Origin of the sequence: Lactococcus petauri, from assembly GCF_002154895.1 — a bacterium.
GTDB classification, from domain to species: domain Bacteria; phylum Bacillota; class Bacilli; order Lactobacillales; family Streptococcaceae; genus Lactococcus; species Lactococcus petauri.
In genome coordinates, this window is sequence record NZ_MUIZ01000002.1 from 91,924 (window position 1) to 110,197 (window position 18,274).

Consider the following 18,274-nt stretch of genomic DNA (forward strand, 5'->3'; position numbering starts at 1 on the left):
TCATGAAGGAAGATATTTTCATATTAATTGAATCGCACCGTTTGGAATTAACCTATGTTGAGGAGATTATCGCCAACTATTTTATCAGTAAAAAGGCACCGCTGAATATAGATAAATTAGCACAAACACTAGCTGTATCAAAGGCATCGATTACTCGCTTTTGTAAAAAGATTGGTTTGGATAATTACAAGGAACTCATGTTTTTATACAACCTTTCCTTGGATAAAAAAGAAGAGCCATCGATTTCATCGGCAGTGACAGCTATTTATCACGCTTTAGCCACACGAAGTGACAATGCTTATTCTGAGGTGGAAGTGGACAAGCTGTGCGCTTTAATAAAAAATCATAACATCATTCATTTTTTTGGAAAGGGATTTAACAGTTATACAGGAGCTGATTTTTCATTCAAATTTTCACGGTTTGGCAAGTATGTTCGTGTCATTTCAGAGGAAAAGTCAATCTTAATGTCAGCAGAATTTGCCCGTGAGGGTGAAATGATACTCGTGGCATCCTTGAGAGGAATAGACAGCAATCTTCTTGAAGCGATGACCATAACAAAGGAAAAAAATATTCCGATAGCACTGATTACTTCCAATCCTAATTCTGACTTGATTAAACAAGCAGATATTACACTAATTTCAGCGGGCTTAACACATGAAGAATCTATCGGTAATATCTCACCACAAATTCCGATTTTGATTCAATTAGACATACTTTACGAACGCTATCTTCATCTCTTTTCTGATTCTGTAAAGAAATGGATCAAATCTGAAGAAATTTTACATAAAAATAAAAAATAAGAAGGTTTAAACATGAAAAAATTTCCTGAAGGATTTTTGTGGGGTTCAGCTTTATCTGGTCCACAAACTGAAGGTTATTCTCTAAAAGAGGGTAAATCTGCTTCTACATGGGATTACTGGTTTAAAGAAAATCCTGAAAGATTTAATGAAAAACAAGGCCCAGAAATAACTTCTAATCTTTACGAAAATTACGTAGAGGATTGCCAACGGATGAAAGCTATCGGGCTTAATTCGATTCGTACCTCTATCCAATGGACGCGACTACTTCCTGATGGGAAAACGCTCAACCCTCAAGCAGTGGTTTTCTACAGAGATTATTTTACAAAAATGAAAGAAAATGGTGTCAAGCCAATAATTAACCTTTTTCATTTTGATATGCCCATGTGGTTGATGGATAAAGGTGGGTGGGAAATCCGAGAATCTGTTGAGGCTTTTCGTTTTTATGCCCAAACAGCTTTTGAATGCTTTGGTGATTTAGTTCAGGATTGGACCACTTTCAATGAACCAATGGTTCATGTGGAATGTGGTTATTTACAAGGCTTTCATTATCCTGCAATTGTTGATATCAAAAAAGCTGTTCAAGTGGCTTATCATACCTTAATGGCACATGTAAAAGCTGTTCAAACCTTTAGAGAACTTATGCCGCAAGGATCCATCGGTATTATTCTGAATGTATCTCCGAGCTATGCGCGCAGTCAGTCAGCAGCAGACTTAAAAGCTAAAAAAGCCGCTGATTTAGTCAATATAAAAAGCTTTCTTGATCCTGCGGTGCTTGGAAAACACAACACTGATTTGGTTGAACTTCTCAAAAATAACCAACTCTTACCTGAAACATTGCCAGAAGATGAAAAAGATGTAGCAGCCAATACAGTAGACTTTATCGGTTTAAATTATTACCAACCGAGTCGCGTTCAAGCACCTGAGGATGCAAGCTTCCCCGCCAAAACCTTAGATGATTTTTACCAGCCTTATGATTGGCCTGAAAAGAAAATGAATCCTTATCGTGGGTGGGAAATTTACCCGCAAGCCATTTATGATGTAGCAATGATGATGAAAAAGGACTATCATAATCTTCCTTGGTTTGTCAGTGAAAATGGTATGGGTGTAGCTGATGAGGAGCGGTTTATGGATGACTCAGGCATGATCCAAGATGATTATCGCATTGAGTTTATGAAGGAGCATCTCAGTTATCTTCATCAAGCCATTGAAGAAGGAAGCAATTGCTTTGGTTACCACACGTGGACCTTTATTGATTGTTGGTCTTGGCTGAATGGTTATCGCAACCGCTATGGTTTTTATTGGGTTGATTTGGAAGACGATTATAAACGTACCGTGAAAAAGAGCGGACTTTGGTATAAGAAATTAAGTGAGCATAATGGATATGAAGAATAATGGACAGAAGCTCGCCGTGTTTGATATTGGCGGTACAGCAGTAAAATATGGTTTATGGGATGGAGAAAAAATCCTGAATAATGCTTCTTTTAAAACACCTGTAAGCTTTGAAAAGCTTACTGCGAAGATGGGCAGTATTATCAAGGACTATCCACAGCTTAAAGGAATAGCGATATCGTCTCCAGGCGCTGTCAATACAGCGAAAAGAAGGATTGAAGGAATCAGCGCCGTACCCTATCTGCACAATCGTCCTATATTTGATGAAATTGAACAATGCTTTGACTTGCCCGTGGCTATCGAAAATGATGCCAATTGTGCAGGGATTTGTGAAATTGATTATGGTGCAGGAAAAGAAGCCCAGAATGCTGTTTTTTTGGTCATAGGTACAGGAGTAGGTGGAGCTATCTTTATTAACCGCAAGCTTTATAAAGGTGCGCATCTGTTTGCTGGCGAGTTCGGTTTGATGAAAAACACGAAGCATAAAACTTTTAGCGAAACCGGACCATTGGTTAAAGCTGCGGAAACTTATTCCAAAGAGACAGGGCAGAAAATTTCAGGTAAGGAACTGTATGACTTAATGGATCAAAAAAATCCCCAAGCTACTTTACTTATCGAAAATATGCTGGAGACTATTTCTGATTATTTATATAATATCCAAGTTTCGCTTGATCCAGATACAATTATCATTGGTGGCGGAATGTCAGCGCGGAAAGATTTGCCAGAAATCCTTCAGAAAAAATTAGCAGAACGTCTTCAAAACTATGATATAGCTCATATCCTGCCAAGAATTGAAAGTTGTCATTATATGAACAATGCAAATCTGATTGGGGCAGCTTTAAATTTTTACACTATTTTTCCAAAAGATCAGAGATGATTTGACAAAAAAACTAGCGCTCTATATACTTAAAAGAAAAGGCTTTATAGAGGTAAAGAATATGGCAAGCACTGATCGTGTAAAACAGATGAAATTTGAAACCGTTTATCCGCTTTACTTGGCAAAAGTAGAGAAAAAAGGACGGACAAAAGAAGAATTAGATGAGATTTTGACTTGGTTGACAGGATATACGAATCCTAGCCAGCTCACGGGTAGCTTGGGGCAATTGATTGAAAATCAGCCTTTTAATGACAATGCGCCTCTTATCACTGGAGTGATTTGCGGTGTTCGTGTAGAAGAAATCGAAGACAACTTTATGAAAAAGCTACGTTATATGGATAAGGTAGTAGATGAACTCGCCAAAGGGAAAAGTCTGGAAAAGATTAAAAGAATAACCTTATAACTCGTGGACATAATGAAGCTTTATGTGTCCAGACTGAGTCCAATTCTTGCATTTACTAAGGGAATTTGTTATTATTAAAGAACAATATTGAATATGAATTCCCAAAGGGGAGTAGCGTCGGTGCAAACCGAAACAAAGTCGTCATTCCGTGAGCATTAATCTCACCGGCTTTGTTGACATGGATATGACATGTTTAGCAAGACCTTTGCCAGATTTGGCAGGGGTCTTTTTAATACGCTACATACAAGCATTGAAAGATGTTCATGCTGGAGGGAAAATCATACTATCTATCGATTACCGTAGCGTCTTATTCGTTTCGAATCAAAAAATATTGCTTTTGATATCAAGCGTCATATTTAACTATTGGAGAAGGAGCTAAAATGGAATTCTACAACAAAGAAACAGAGCTTGTCCTTGAGGAATTGCAGACAACCGTTGAAGGTCTAACGGAGCAAGAAGTCAAAGAAAGACAAGAACGAGACGGCTTTAATGAGCTGAAGAGTAAAGACAAAGTTCCAACTTGGAAAATTTTACTGGACACTTTTAAAGACCCGATGGTTATTGTCCTGCTGATTGTTACCATTGTTCAGCTGGCATTAGGCGAAGTGGTTGAAGCCTGCATCATTCTTGGTGTAGTATTAATCAGCTCAATCGTCACTGTGATTCAAACCAAAAAAGCAGAAAGTTCATTGGATGCCTTGAAACAAATTTCGGCGCCCCATGCAAAAGTGTTACGTAATGGTGAAAAAATAACGATTCCAGCACGTGAACTTGTTGTGGGTGATCTTGTCTTGCTTGAAGCAGGGGACTTTGTTCCTGCCGATGGACGTGTCTTGACTTGTAAGAGCTTGCGTGTAGAAGAAGGCATGTTAACAGGTGAGTCCGAAGCAGTTGAAAAGACAGATGTAGCGCTTGAAGGGGAACTTCCTTTAGGCGACCGTAAAAATATGCTCTACAGTGGAGCGCTCACTGTTTATGGGCGTGGAGAATTTATCGTTACCGGTACCGGAAGTCAAACAGAGATTGGTAAAATCGCCACGCTCCTTGAAACGGCTGAAGATAAACAAACACCCTTGCAACAAAAACTGGAGAAATTCAGTAAACAACTGGGTATTGCTATCCTGATTCTCTCTGTTGCTATCTTTGCAATTCAAGCGGCACGTATCTTCTTTGCTGGAGACGGTGCAAATATTGAAGTGAAGATGTTAGATGCCTTCATGTTTGCTGTTGCTGTCGCTGTTGCCGCAATTCCAGAGGCACTTTCTTCAATTGTAACGATTGTCCTTTCAGTAGGTACAAACAAAATGGCAAAACAACATGCTATCATTCGTAAGTTGCCTGCAGTTGAAACTTTAGGTTCAACAAGTGTTATCTGTACGGATAAAACAGGGACATTAACCCAAAACAAAATGACGGTTGTCGATTACTTTTTACCTACAACCACAAAAGAAACTTTCCCAGATCAGCCAGAAACTTGGACGGTGGACGAAGCACTACTGATTGAAGCAGCTGTCTTGTGTAATGACTCAAGTATCAATGAAGAAGGGCAAGAGCTCGGTGATCCAACAGAAGTTGCACTTATTGCTTTTAGCAACAAGGTAGGTAAACCTTATCAAGAACTTCGTGAAGCTTACCCTCGTTTAGCAGAACTTCCTTTTGATTCCGACCGTAAGTTGATGTCAACGATTAACCTTATTGATGATGAAAAACTCATGTTGACTAAGGGTGGACCAGACGTGATGTTTGCACGTTGTTCGAAAGTTCTTATCAACGGTCAAGTCCAAGACTTTACTGAAGAATTAAAAGCAGAATTCCAAAAACAAAATGAAGCATTCAGTAACAAAGCACTCCGTGTTTTGGCTTATGCTTACAAACCTTTGGCGCAAGACAAAGAAGTTCTGGATTTGGAAGATGAAAATGATTTGATCTTGATTGGTTTAACAGCCATGATTGACCCACCACGTGAAGCTGTTTATGATTCAATTGCGGAAGCGAAAAAAGCAGGTATCCGTACAGTGATGATTACGGGTGACCATAAAACAACAGCGCGTGCGATTGGGCAAGATATCGGTCTCTTTGGGGAAAACGACATTGCTGTGACTGGGCAAGAATTAGATGCTATGTCAGAGCAAGAGTTGGATGACAACTTGGCGAAAATCTCTGTTTATGCGCGTGTGTCACCGGAAAACAAGATTCGTATTGTTCGCGCATGGCAGAAGAAAGCAAATGTTACTGCGATGACTGGTGACGGAGTTAATGACGCCCCAGCCTTGAAACAAGCCAATATTGGTATTGCTATGGGTTCAGGGACAGACGTTGCCAAAGATGCATCATCAATGATTTTGACCGATGATAACTTCGTTTCTATTGTTAATGCTGTAGCGGTTGGACGTACAGTCTACGATAATATCAAAAAATCAATTGGTTACCTCTTCTCAGGTAACTTAGGGGCGATTATTACCATTGTTTTTGCCTTAGTTATGAACTGGGCAAGTCCATTTACAGCCCTGCAATTGCTCTTCATCAACTTGGTAAATGACTCTGTACCAGCGATTGCCTTGGGTATGGAAAAAGCAGAACCCAATGTCATGAAGAAAAAACCACGTCCTTCTGACGAAGGTATCTTCGAAGGCGGTTTGATGGCAAGTGTTGCGGTTCGTGGTGTATTGATTGGTATTGCAGCGATTATTTCTCAATATATAGGGATGCAAGTTTCAGATGAGTTGGGTGTAGCTATGGCCTTCACAACTCTAATCTTGGCACGTAGCTTACAAACTTTCACAGCACGTTCAAATTCACAAACAATCCTTTCATTGGGCCTCTTCTCTAACAAATATGTTTTAGGTGCGGTAGTATTCTGCCTTGGACTTTACAGCTTGACAACTTTACCTTTCACACGTGAATTCTTCAGCATTCCGGCAAACTTCAGTATGCACTACTGGTTACTTGCTGCTGGTCTTGCTTTAGGTGCTGTCTTGATGATGGAAATCATCAAAGCACTTCGCGTACTTGTTAGTCAGAAAAAAGCAAAAGCAACAGTAAACAAAGTAGGTTAATTATCCTTTAAGAAAATTTAAAAAACGCTCCCAGCTGTTGGAGCGTTTTTTTTAGTTAAAGATAATAGCAATAAACAGAGTCAAAGCCAAGCTGCCATTGTAAAGAATTAGATTTTTAATTTGATAATGAAAGGTTTCGCTTTTGACTTGCTTGTGGAGGAATTTTTTCATATTAGGAATCAACTCGAAGAGGATGAGCAGCATTAAGGCAGACCATATAGGCAAGATACCTAAGATTATCGCTAGACTAACACAAAGAGCAGGAATGATATACATGACTTTATAAAGTACTAAGCTGGCAGGAATTTTAAGATAATAAGGTAAGGTGAAACGTTGATTGCGAATGTCTTGTTCCAAATCACAAATGTTATCGGAAAGCATGACATTAAAGTTCTGACAGAAACACATAATACCTATGAGAACAATCGGAAGAAGTTGGGAAAAATCCCACGTCCAGTTCATTTTCCAGCCGTCAAATTGAATGAAAAAGTACTGTAAATCATAAGAATTAATATATACAGCGAGAAAGAAACCGAAAAATCCTTCACATAGGCCAGCTAAAATTTCACCTAAAGGAAAGCGACTGAAAGCAAAGGGGCCATAAGTATAAAAGATTGCTACAAGAAAGCAGAGGCCGCCAACGGGTAAAATGGCAAGATTGGTGATAAACATAACTGCAAGCCCAACTACGATATCGATGAAAAGAAAGAGCAGGCAAATTTTTAGTGCTAACTTAGGGTTGATATTGCGATTGCTAATGATATTTTTCTGGGTTTTATATTCTGGATCCAGCGCTTTATGGTAGTCCATCAAATTATTCCATGCGGAAACAAAAAGATTGATGGCAGCAAGCCCAATCAGAAAAAGAAGGGTGGGTAAAAGATGAAAAGAGTGAAAATACCATAGCGAGAACATAATTCCTGCAAGTGGCGAAAGCAGAGCCACGGGTAAGGTTTGGATTCTTGTAAAGTTAAGAAATGTTTTGACGTTCATAATGAGAATTATATCACAAAAAAAAGAGGCATTCTTAGTTGGAAAGAAAGATAGACAGTGCTCCAAGCTAAAGTACTCAAATCTCTTCAGTAAAAAGTTAAATTATAATTCTTTTTGCATATTAATATCAGTAATTTCAAAACCCATTTTTTTATAGACGTGTAAAGCTCTAGAGTTACTTCCAAAGACATGTAAAGCTAGGGATGAAAAGCCAAGTTGTTTAGCTTGAAAACTAATTAATTCAAGAGACGTAGAGCCGAAACCTTGATTTTGAAATTCTTCATAAATTTCCAAATCGTAAATAAAAGCAGTTCGAGCATTGTCTGTACTTTGAGCAATCCAAATATAACCAATGACTCCTCCCTTTTCAAGGATAGAATAAAAATAGTTATTGGGTGTTTGGAGGCCTTCAGGCAGGAGTAAATTGTATTCTGCCTGAGCCTTTGAAAAAGCCTGTTCTTCAGTCCAAGTACCGTTTAGGACTTTTTCTTTAGCAAAGGTTTCTACGGCGGAGAGCATGTAGTGTTGAAATCTTTCTTGTGTCATTTCAATAAGTTTTAGCATATTTCTCCTTAATTTAAAAAATATCTGGTATGTATGAGCCTAGTTTTTCCTAAATTATACCATAGGCGAGGATAAAGAAGTGATGAATAAATATTGGCCACATGGGGAAATCTCCCCATTATTTTGTCTTTAACTTTTATGAGGTATAATAGAGGAAGCGAAAAAAGTAGAAAAGGGCTGAAATTAGTGAAATTTTTACATACATCAGATTGGCACATTGGCAGAACCTTGAACGGTTGGAGTCTTTTAGAAGAGCAAAAGCACGCCTTTAAAATTATGCTGGCCGCAGCCAAGCAAGAAAAGGTTGACGGTATCATTATTGCAGGAGATCTTTATGACCGGACAGTTCCGAGCGCAGCAGCTGTGACGACCTTTAACGAAATGCTGCGAGAAATGAATATTCAGGAGAATTTTCCTATTTATGCAATTTCGGGAAATCACGACGGTGCACGACGACTAAATTATGGGCGTGAATGGATGGAATTTAACCATCTGCATTTGAATACATTATTAGAAGAAGCTTTTGTACCCATTGAAACAGCGGAGATCCAAATGTTCTTGCTTCCTTACTTTGATCCAGCTGATGTGCGTGTTTATTTTTTACAAGCGGGTATGCCGGAAGAGGAAGTGAAAGAAATTAAAACCTTGTCTCAGGCATTAGAACTAGTACTTGAAAAAATGCGAGAAGCCTTTCACCCTGAGAAAAAACAAATTTTAGTGACTCACTTTGCTGTGAGCCCTTCTGCAGATCAGGAGATTGAGCTGACAAGTGAAACCAAGTCCAAAGCTGGGGGGCTAGCTACTGTCACAGTCCAGCAGTTTGTGGATTTTGACTACGTTGCTTTGGGGCATATTCATACACATCATGCTTCACCCAGTGAGACAGTGCGTTATTCAGGAAGTCCTGTCAAATTTAATATCAAAGAAGCGAAAACGAAAAAAGGCTATTATATCGTAAATGTGGCGGATAAGGTTGAGACTGAGTTTTTCGAAATTCAACCGCAGACGGATTTGGTTGCTCTTGCTGAAGAGTGGGAAACGCTTCTTGATCCAGAGTTTTACCAGCAACAACCTTTAGAATCTGCTTGGTTTGCTATATGTATTAAAAACTTTGACCGCTTTGCTCATGCTGGGCAAAATTTACGTGCCCAACTTCAGAAAATCTATGGCACTATTGTCGAACTGGATTATGAAGATAAAGAACGCATCATAGAGCACGAAACCCATCAAAATATGGAAATGATGAGTGAGGAAGAAATCGTGCAAAATTTCTACCAACAGGTGGCAGGAGAGGTACTTAGTCCATTTCAGCGAACTTTTATCGAAGAAACTTTTATTGACTTGAGAGGGGAGAAGTAGACATGAAACCAATTTACTTAGAAATGAATTATTTCGGACCTCATGCTCACTCGGAAATTGATTTTAGAGCTTTAGATGAAGCACCATTATTTTTGATTAGCGGCGATACGGGTGCCGGAAAATCTACGATTTTTGATGCAATGACTTATGCTCTTTTTGACAAGACGACAGGAGATCGTGAAGCGAGAGAAATGCGCAGCCAGTTTGCACAACCAGACCAACGTACCGAAGTTACTTTCTATTTTGAGCAAGGTAACTTTCTTTATAAGGTACAACGCTGTCCCGAGCAAGAAGTCTTTAAGAAAAGAGGAGTAGGCACTAAGACGGAAAAAAGTCAAGCCAGCTTAGCTATTGTAGATAGGGTATTTGGCACAGAGCAAGCCAGTTTGGCTACAAAACCGGTCGATGTTGCCAGTGAAATATATGGTCTTTTAAATCTCAGCGCCGAGCAGTTCAAGAAAATCATTTTACTTCCACAAAATGACTTCTCACGTTTTTTAAAATCGGCCACCAATGAAAAAGAAGAAATTCTGAAGAAAATTTTTGGTACGGCAATTTTTACGGTCTTTTCTGAGGAAGTGCGGAATCAATACACAAAAAACAATCAAGAAAACGCAGCTCTTGATTCAATCTTGCAAAGCCAATATAGCTCTTCTGTCTGGACGGAGGAAGAAGCCAAGGCTTTGGAAGAATGTCCAGATAAGGAAAAATTTGAAAAAGCGTCAGAATTTCTAGAGCAAAAGCAGATGCAAGAAAGCAAGGCTCGTGACTTTGCAAAAATAGTGCAGCACCAAGTAGAAACTGTCGATAAAGCTTACGAAGATGCCTTGCTGCTGGAACAAGAGTTCCTTGAAGCAGAAAAGACTCAAAAAGAATATCAGGAAAAAATAGCAGAGCAGGCAGCGCTCTATGAGCAACAGAAAGAAGCCTACGAAGCCCGCAGCTGGGCGCAACAATTTAAGGATATTTTACGTGACTTGGAAGAGGTTGAAAAAGAACTAGAAGCTAACCAAGTACGTGAAGCTGATTATCGCTCAAAAGCCGAGCAAGAGCAGAAAATACTTGGAGAAGTGAAAAAACGTGAGCAAGACTTAGATCAGAAAGCTTCAGAATTTGGAGAAAAAGATAAGGATATTGAAGAGCTGACTCGCACGATTACGCAAGCTGAGCAGGCAGAAAAACTTATCCGACAGAAAAAAGATTTGGAGAAAAAGATTGTCCACTTGCAGCTTAAGCAAAGTGAGACAGATGTGCCCCTAAAAGAAGCACAAGTCAAACTTGATCAATTACAAAAAGAGATCCTTGATGAGAGTATCTTGCAGGCGGAAAAAGATGCTTTAAGTCGTCTAAAGTTGGACTTTCACCAGCAACTTTCTCCCTTAGCAGAATATTTGGAGCGCTTAAAACAAGAAAATCAACTTGCACAAAAGGAATTAAACTTTGCTGAGGAAAATATTACGACACTGCAGCAAGATTTCATGCTCAAACAGAAAAGTTATCAGGAAAAGCGAAAATTACGCCAAAGTCTCATGATTGCTCAACTGCAAAAGGAACTCGAAGATGGCTTACCATGTAAAGTTTGTGGTGCTACAGAACATCCTTTATCACATGTTGAGCTTGATGTTTCTGACGATGACTTAAAAGCAGCTATGCAACAAGTTGACGAAGCTCAAGAAGCCTTTGCTGCTGCAGAAGAAAGGCAAGAAAAGGCTCAAAGCGAACTTGAAAAGGCTCAAAAAAAAGCTGCAGAAAAAGCTGAAACACTGCAAGAAATGGAGCAGAAGTTTGACCAAGCCTACCGTCAGTTTTGTCAGGCACATGAAGGCAGTTTTCCTAAAGTGTTTAGTCGCCAAGAGCTCAATATCATTTTTCAAGCTCGAGAAGACAGTTATAGGCAGAAAAGCACTGCACAAAAAGAACGTTCTCTGGAAAAAGACAAGCTGTCTGTTTTAGTAGAAAACTTAGAAGCTGAACGTCAAGGGTTGTTTCAGGAGAGCGATAAAGTCAAGGCACAGCTCGAAACAATCGCTCAAAGTTTAGCTGAGTTTGGGCAACTGCAATCCAGTCAAGCTCTAAAAGAGCAGAAGGTTATATTGCGCCAAGAAGTCGATAACTATTATACAGAGTGCCAAGAGGTGCGTGAGAAGATAATTTCCCTTGAAAAGCGTTATGCAGAACAGAAAGCAAAACATGAAGAACGTCTGATGCGTATTGAAGAGCAAAAACTGAAGCTTCAAGAAGGACAGCGCATTATCCACAAAGCATTGGCAGCCCCAAATGCTTGGACCAATGATTTAGTCACACTGAAAAATTGGCTTGCAGAGGATAAACTTCCTGAAATTTCCAAGTTTATTAATACTTATGAACTTGAGGAGAAACGCTTGAATCGTGCTTTAGCAAAGTATGAGGAAAAATTAAGCGGTAAGCAAAGACCTGATCTTACTGAGTTGAGAGAAGAAAAGCAAGCCCTAAACGAGCGCTATAGCCAAGCGCAAAAGGCAGTTATTGAGCTATCCAATACACGCCAACAACTCGAAACAACGGTTGCTAAGATTGAACAAATACTTGAGACACAAGGAAAGGCAGCGGATAAGGCGCGTGAAATGACTAAGCTCTACAATGCGATAGCAGGAAAAACAGGAGATAAGCTCAAGCTTGAAACCTTTGTTGTCCAACATTATCTGGAAAAAGTTTTGATTTATGCTAACCAGCATTTCATCAATCAACTTTCCAATAACCGCTATCGCTTTGAGTTGGCCAAAGAATCCGCCAATAAAAGGCGCGATCATGGCTTGGACATCAGCATCTATGATAATGAGACAGGTGCCTCACGTTCATCCAATACTTTGTCGGGTGGAGAAACCTTTATTGCAGCTCTGTCAATAGCATTGGCACTGAGTGAAGTGGTGCAAAATTCTGCGCAAGGGGTTCAAATAGAAGCACTTTTCGTCGATGAAGGATTTGGCTCACTTGATCAAGAAACACTCCAAAAAGCCATGACAGCGCTGGAACAAATAGGAGAAAATCGTCTTGTTGGCCTTATCAGTCACGTAGAAGAAATGAAAGATTCAATCGCACAGCAACTACGTGTCGAAAAAGTCGGAGACGGACGAAGTCAGGTAAAACTCTTTTCGAAATAAAATCTTTTAGTCAGAAATCAAGATAAAAAGTTCCGACTGCTTTCCAAAGTAGCCTTTTGAGAAAAACAATGAAATATGGTAAAATAGTAGAGTTCAAAACTCTACTCACAAAGGAGTGTGGAGTGAGATGTATGGGAAAAAGCTTTTCCAGCAAACAGCAGTAAAAAATGATGAAGTTTAGTCCTGCTGGAAAATCGAACTCGAACCAAATAGAAGAGCGCATGCTTTTAGGAAGAAATAGGAAAAATAAAAATGAGCTTGTTTTTAGATACAGCTAGAATTGAAGTAAGAGCTGGTAAAGGTGGAGACGGAGCAGTCGCTTTCCGTCGTGAAAAATACGTACCAGACGGTGGTCCTGCTGGTGGAGATGGCGGACGCGGTGGTGATATTATCTTCCGTGTCGATGAAGGGCTTTCTACTCTGATGGACTTTAAATACAACCGTATTTTCCGTGCGAAACCAGGTGAAAAAGGTATGAACAAAGGGATGCACGGACGTGGAGCAGAAGATTTGATTGTTAAAGTTCCGCAAGGAACCACAGTCAAAGACAATGAAACAGGACAAGTAATTGTGGACTTGATTGACAAAGGTCAAGAGTTTGTCGTTGCTAAAGGTGGTCGTGGTGGACGTGGAAACATTCGCTTTGCAACACCACGTAACCCTGCACCAGAAGTTGCTGAAAACGGTGAGCCAGGGGAGCAAAAATGGCTTATGCTTGAATTGCGCGTCCTTGCTGATGTTGGCTTAGTAGGTTTCCCTTCTGTAGGTAAATCAACGCTTTTGAGTGTTGTCTCTAATGCACGACCAAAGATTGGAGCTTATCACTTTACCACAATCACACCAAATATTGGTATGGTCCAAATCGGCTACGGTGACAGTTTCGTTATGGCGGACATGCCTGGACTGATTGAAGGCGCACACTCAGGTGCAGGTTTAGGGATTCAGTTCTTACGTCACATCGAGCGTACACGAGTTCTCTTGCATGTTTTGGATATGTCAGGCATCGAGGAACGTGACCCTTACGAAGATTATGTAACCATCAATAAGGAATTGGAAAGTTACAATCTTCGCTTGCTTGAACGTCCACAATTGATTGTGGCCAACAAAATGGATATGCCAGATGCGCCAGAGATTCTTGCAGATTTCAAGAAAAAGTTAGCTGAAAATCTACCTGAAGGGCAAGAAATGCCTCAAATCTTTGAAGTTTCTGGTCTAACAAAAACAGGCTTGCAAGGTCTGTTGGCACGTACAAGTGAACTCTTAGCTGAAACACCAGAATTCTTGTTGTATGAAGACGAAGACTTCATCGATGAAGAAGCATACTATGGCTTTGAAGAAGAAGAAAAACCATTCAGTATTTCACGTGACGATGATGCCGCTTGGCGCTTGTCTGGTACTAAGCTTGAGAAACTCTTCAAGATGACTAACTTTGACCGTGACGAATCTGTCATGAAATTTGCGCGTCAACTCCGTTCAATGGGTGTTGATGAACAACTTCGTGCAGCAGGTGCACGTGATGGTGATTTGGTACGTATCGAGAAATTTGAGTTTGAATTTGTAGATTAATAGCGTAGGAGGATTGAGATGGGCTTTAAGATTATTTCTGACCGTGATGAAAACGGTGAATTTATTGCCTCAGCAGATTTTTGGACAGACGAACGGATTGATGCTTTGATTAAGAAATATAATCCCTCAGGTAAACTCCGCCTCTCTAAAGCTGCACAAGAAACAAACGAAAAAGAAGATGAATAAAAAGAAGACCATGTTTTTCATGGTTTTTATTTTTATAATATGGTAGAAAACAAGAACAATTAGCTTGAATTTATAATTTAGTCTTGCTAAGCTAAATGAAGCAAGTTAAGAAACGAAAAGGAGATCACATGGCAGTAAAACTTTTTATCGCCCAAACATTAGACGGGTATATCGCTGATAAGCAGGATAATTTGGATTGGCTGATGGCTGTTGAAGGAGAAGGAGACAATGGTATATCGCGATTTCTCTCATCTGTAGATATTGTTATCATGGGCAGCAGAACTTACCAATGGCTTTTAGATCAAAAGTTAGAAACATGGCCCTATGAGGATAAAATGACTTATGTATTTTCAAGACAAACTTGGGAAGACAAAACCAATATCAAGTTTGTGCATCCAAGTAATCTAACATCATTTGTCAAAGAGCTTCAAGGAGAAATCTGGTTAGTTGGTGGCGGTCAGCTGATTAAGGATTTCATGGAAGCTGATCTTATCGACGAGTACCAAGTAACAATTGCTCCAGTTATTTTGGGAGAAGGCATCCCGCTCTTTCCACAAGGTAATTATGCGGCAGACTTAGAGTTACAAGGAACAACAAGATACGGACAATTTGTTGAATTGGCTTATAAGCGCAAAACGAAAGCGAAAAGTTAGTTAAAATATATTTTCTCTCTTAGGAAATTTTTAAAGCTAAAATATGGATTTGACTTAAAATACTCCATATGGAATAATAAATTTATGAAAAAAATAGCGATTATTGGTGGCGGCATCATCGGCATGACCTTGGCCAATTACTTAGATACAGAAAAATTTGACATTACAGTTTTTGATTCTGGCAAACATCAGGCGACAGGTGCCAGTGCAGGGATTATTTCTCCTTGGCTGTCCAAACGAAGAAATAAACAATGGTATGCTTTAGCTAAAGATGGTGCTGCCTTTTTTGAGCAACTGGTCAAAGACTTGAGCTTAGATGAAAACATTTACGAAAAGTGTGGTACGCTCTTCGTCAGAAGTCCACAAGCGCTTCAAGACCTCGAACAGCTTGCTTTAGAGCGACGTGCAACGGCACCAGAGATTGGGGAAGTGCGCCATCTCACCAAAGAAGAAACGACAAACATGCTGCCTTTGCTAAAACCTGTCGAAAGCTTATACATCTCTGGAGGCGCACGACTTGATGGAAAAGCTTACTTGCAACATCTTCGGGAACGTGCCCAAACACGCGGTGTTCGTGTAATAAGCGAAGAAGCCCAAGTCAAGAAGGAGAAGGCAAAATGGCGTGTGACTTCAGTGCAAGAGGAGGTGGAAGTAGATGAACTTGTTTTGACACCGGGACCAGCATTGAAAACTTTACTGGATCAACTGGGTTATACAGCCAAGGTCTCGCCCCAGAAAGGGCAACTGTTGTCTTTTGAGACCAATTTTGAAACAGAGAAATGGCCGGTTGCTTTCTTAGAAGGTGAAGCCGACCTGATTCCTTTTCAAAATGGCCGTTTACTCTTAGGTGCAACACATGAAAATGAAGCAGGTTGGGATTTAGAACCGACACAAGAAGCTTTTGAGCAACTGACTAAAGGCGTGCAGACCTTCTTAAAGGAAGATTATTTTGCAGACACAGCTTATAGCTACCGTGTCGGGACCCGCGCCTACACTGCTGATTTTGCGCCCTTCTTTGGCCCTATAGTGCAAGAGAGAGGTTTGAATATTGCGAGTGGATTAGGTTCCTCAGGACTAACTACAGGACCTTACATTGCCTATCTTTTAGCACAACATTTAAATGCAGATAATTCAGAATGGGATATGAACCATTATCAAAAGGAAATGGATCTCTATGTGAATAAAAAAGAAGAATGAGCTTAAAAAACATTTCAAAACAAAAGACGTCTTGTAGGGTGTGTTATAATAGAAAAGATAGATTTAAAAAACAGAAAGATAATAATGGCAAAAATATCAGATTTAATTATTAATACACCAGAAAAAAACGAAGTTGAAGGCGTTTTTCATAAGCATCCGAAGGGATTTGGCTTTGTGAACCCGCTCGAGGCGATTGACAAGAGTAATGACATTTTCATCTCACCAAAATTCACCAAATCAGCAATGGATGGAGATACAGTCCTTGTTCGTGTACTTCATCAAAAAAATGCTAAACGTGGTGCAGATGGACAGATAATCAAAATCACAAAACGTTCAGTGACGGAAACTGTTGGGAGCTATCAAAGCTTATCTAGCCGTCAAAGTAAACTTACAGGCTACAAAGGCACGATTCAACTCTACAATGATAAAATCACAGATCCTTTATACATCAAGCAACCGCTGTCTGAAGTACAAGAAGGTGATGTTGTCCGTGTCAAAGTAACGCAACATCCTGATGAAAATAAAGCATTTGAAGGTCAAATGTTAGAAATTATCGGACACAAGGATGATGTGGGGATTGATATTTTGGAAGTGCTTTGCGCTATGAAAATTCCGCAAGAATTTACAGCAGAAACAATGGCTCAGACCGAAGCAATCCCAGAAGAATTAACGGAAGAAGATTTTGCAGGGCGTGACGATTATCGCTCAGAAATCACTTATACGATTGATGGCGAAGATTCTAAAGACTTGGATGATGCCATTCATGTTAAGAAGTTAGACAACGGAAATTATGAACTGGGTGTTCATATCGCTGACGTTTCTCACTATGTCACTGACGGTTCACCTTTGGACGAGGAAGCTTTTGCACGTGCTACATCTGTCTATGTTACCGATCGTGTCGTGCCAATGTTACCTGTTAAGCTGTCCAATAATCTTTGTTCACTAAATGAAGCGCAAGAGCGGTTGACGATGTCCTGTGTGATGGAAATCAATAATTCCGGTAAAATTATCAATTATAAGATTGGTCCGTCTGTGATTAAGACAACTTATCGTATGACTTATTCAACAGTAAACAAGATGCTCAATAAAGGGCAAGAAGGACATCGCGAAAGTCTAGAGCAATTCCCTAAAATTGTGGATTCTGTCGCTATCGCTGGGGAACTTCACGCGCTACTCGAAGAGATGCGTCATCAACGTGGCATGATCGAATTTGACGAAAGTGAAGCAAAAGTTATCTTGGATGAAAAAGGACATGCGATTGATGTTGTGAAACGTGAACGTGGTACAGCAGAACGTATGATTGAATCCTTCATGTTGGCAGCCAACGAAACGGTTGCCCTTGATTTCCAAAAGAAAAAATTGCCGTCACTTTACCGCGTACATGACAAGCCGAAAGAAAAAGCATTTGCTAAATTAATGGAAAAGGCTGCTGATGCGGGCTTTAGCTTGAGTTCAAACTCTCATGAAGCTGTAAATTACTTTGCGGAAGAGATTAAAGGAACGGCTTTTGAAAAAACACTAACGTATCAATTACGCCACACGATGTCGACAGCTCTGTATTCAGAAAAAAATACACAGCACTATGGATTAGCTGCGACAGACTACACCCACTTTACCAGTCCGATTCGTCGTTATCCGGACTTGATCGTGCATCGGTTACTTCATCTTTATCCAAAAGATCACTCAAACCGTACGAAAGAAGAATGGAAAGAACGTTTACCTGAAATCGCTAAACAGTCTTCTGATATGGAACATCGTGCAGTTGTGACGGAACGAATCGTGGATGCTATGAAAAAAGCGGAGTACATGCAAGATCATATCGGTGAAGTTTACTCAGCAACCGTAACTGGTGTTCAAAAATTTGGCCTCTTCATGGAACTTGAAAATACGGTCCAAGGTTTGATTCGTACGGTCAATCTTCACACAGGTGTTGAAGAAGCCATTGAATTCGATGAAGAAGAAGATATCTTCAAAGGTAAAAAATCTGAGAAAACTTATCGTATGGGGGATGTCCTAAAAATTCGTGTCATTTCAGCCAATAAACGTAAGGGAACCGTTGATTTTGAAGAAATTATTGAAGAATAATAAAAA

General features: G+C 39.8%; 14 protein-coding genes and 1 riboswitch. Of the genes, 12 read left to right on the forward strand and 2 right to left on the reverse strand.

The window, feature by feature from the left end; all coding sequences use genetic code 11:
- Positions 1 to 2: 2 nt before the first annotated feature.
- From BZZ03_RS03160 to BZZ03_RS03180, 5 genes are all read left to right on the forward strand, one after another.
- Entirely contained in the window at positions 3 to 800 is a 798-nt protein-coding gene (locus BZZ03_RS03160; protein ID WP_061413205.1) for a MurR/RpiR family transcriptional regulator, read from the forward strand.
- 12 nt (positions 801 to 812) lie between these two features.
- Entirely contained in the window at positions 813 to 2,192 is a 1,380-nt protein-coding gene (locus BZZ03_RS03165; protein WP_086582485.1) for a glycoside hydrolase family 1 protein, read from the forward strand.
- A complete protein-coding gene (locus BZZ03_RS03170) occupies positions 2,176 to 3,066 on the forward strand; it encodes an ROK family protein (protein WP_086582486.1) in 891 nt (296 codons plus the stop codon). The genes BZZ03_RS03165 and BZZ03_RS03170 overlap by 17 nt, the downstream gene beginning before the upstream one ends.
- A gap of 61 nt (positions 3,067 to 3,127) precedes the next feature.
- Positions 3,128 to 3,469: a DUF2200 domain-containing protein gene (locus tag BZZ03_RS03175; RefSeq protein ID WP_019293543.1), complete on the forward strand. Its 342-nt coding sequence runs from the start codon at positions 3,128 to 3,130 to the stop codon at positions 3,467 to 3,469.
- Positions 3,470 to 3,563: 94 nt separating this feature from the next.
- Positions 3,564 to 3,664, forward strand: a riboswitch (yybP-ykoY riboswitch).
- Positions 3,665 to 3,849: 185 nt separating this feature from the next.
- Complete coding sequence (locus BZZ03_RS03180; RefSeq protein WP_086582487.1) at positions 3,850 to 6,525, forward strand: cation-translocating P-type ATPase; 2,676 nt, start codon at positions 3,850 to 3,852, stop codon at positions 6,523 to 6,525.
- Between the two features lie 51 nt (positions 6,526 to 6,576).
- Here the strand turns inward: BZZ03_RS03180 and BZZ03_RS03185 are convergent, their stop codons facing one another.
- Together BZZ03_RS03185 and BZZ03_RS03190 are read right to left on the reverse strand one after the other, a co-directional pair.
- Complete coding sequence (locus BZZ03_RS03185) at positions 6,577 to 7,518, reverse strand: UbiA family prenyltransferase (protein ID WP_086582488.1); 942 nt, start codon at positions 7,516 to 7,518, stop codon at positions 6,577 to 6,579.
- 102 nt (positions 7,519 to 7,620) lie between these two features.
- A complete protein-coding gene (locus tag BZZ03_RS03190) occupies positions 7,621 to 8,082 on the reverse strand; it encodes a GNAT family N-acetyltransferase (RefSeq protein WP_086582489.1) in 462 nt (153 codons plus the stop codon).
- A 186-nt stretch (positions 8,083 to 8,268) separates the two neighbouring features.
- Here BZZ03_RS03190 and BZZ03_RS03195 point away from each other — a divergent pair, with 186 nt between their 5' ends.
- The 7 genes from BZZ03_RS03195 (at position 8,269) to rnr (ending at position 18,268) form a co-directional block, all read left to right on the forward strand.
- A complete protein-coding gene (locus BZZ03_RS03195) occupies positions 8,269 to 9,441 on the forward strand; it encodes an exonuclease SbcCD subunit D (protein WP_086582490.1) in 1,173 nt (390 codons plus the stop codon).
- A gap of 2 nt (positions 9,442 to 9,443) precedes the next feature.
- A complete protein-coding gene (locus BZZ03_RS03200) occupies positions 9,444 to 12,581 on the forward strand; it encodes an SbcC/MukB-like Walker B domain-containing protein (RefSeq protein WP_086582491.1) in 3,138 nt (1,045 codons plus the stop codon).
- A gap of 252 nt (positions 12,582 to 12,833) precedes the next feature.
- Positions 12,834 to 14,147: a GTPase ObgE gene (obgE, locus tag BZZ03_RS03205; RefSeq protein ID WP_014024644.1), complete on the forward strand. Its 1,314-nt coding sequence runs from the start codon at positions 12,834 to 12,836 to the stop codon at positions 14,145 to 14,147.
- Positions 14,148 to 14,165: 18 nt separating this feature from the next.
- On the forward strand, positions 14,166 to 14,333 hold the full coding sequence (locus BZZ03_RS03210; RefSeq protein WP_019292557.1) for a hypothetical protein: 168 nt from the start codon (positions 14,166 to 14,168) through the stop codon (positions 14,331 to 14,333).
- 128 nt (positions 14,334 to 14,461) lie between these two features.
- Positions 14,462 to 14,986 carry a dihydrofolate reductase family protein gene (locus BZZ03_RS03215; protein WP_019292558.1) on the forward strand — a complete coding sequence of 175 codons (525 nt, stop codon included), beginning with the start codon at positions 14,462 to 14,464 and terminating at the stop codon, positions 14,984 to 14,986.
- Positions 14,987 to 15,070: 84 nt separating this feature from the next.
- Complete coding sequence (locus BZZ03_RS03220; protein WP_086582492.1) at positions 15,071 to 16,183, forward strand: NAD(P)/FAD-dependent oxidoreductase; 1,113 nt, start codon at positions 15,071 to 15,073, stop codon at positions 16,181 to 16,183.
- 57 nt (positions 16,184 to 16,240) lie between these two features.
- Positions 16,241 to 18,268: a ribonuclease R gene (rnr, locus tag BZZ03_RS03225; RefSeq protein ID WP_269843659.1), complete on the forward strand. Its 2,028-nt coding sequence runs from the start codon at positions 16,241 to 16,243 to the stop codon at positions 18,266 to 18,268.
- The last annotated feature ends 6 nt before the right edge of the window (positions 18,269 to 18,274 follow it).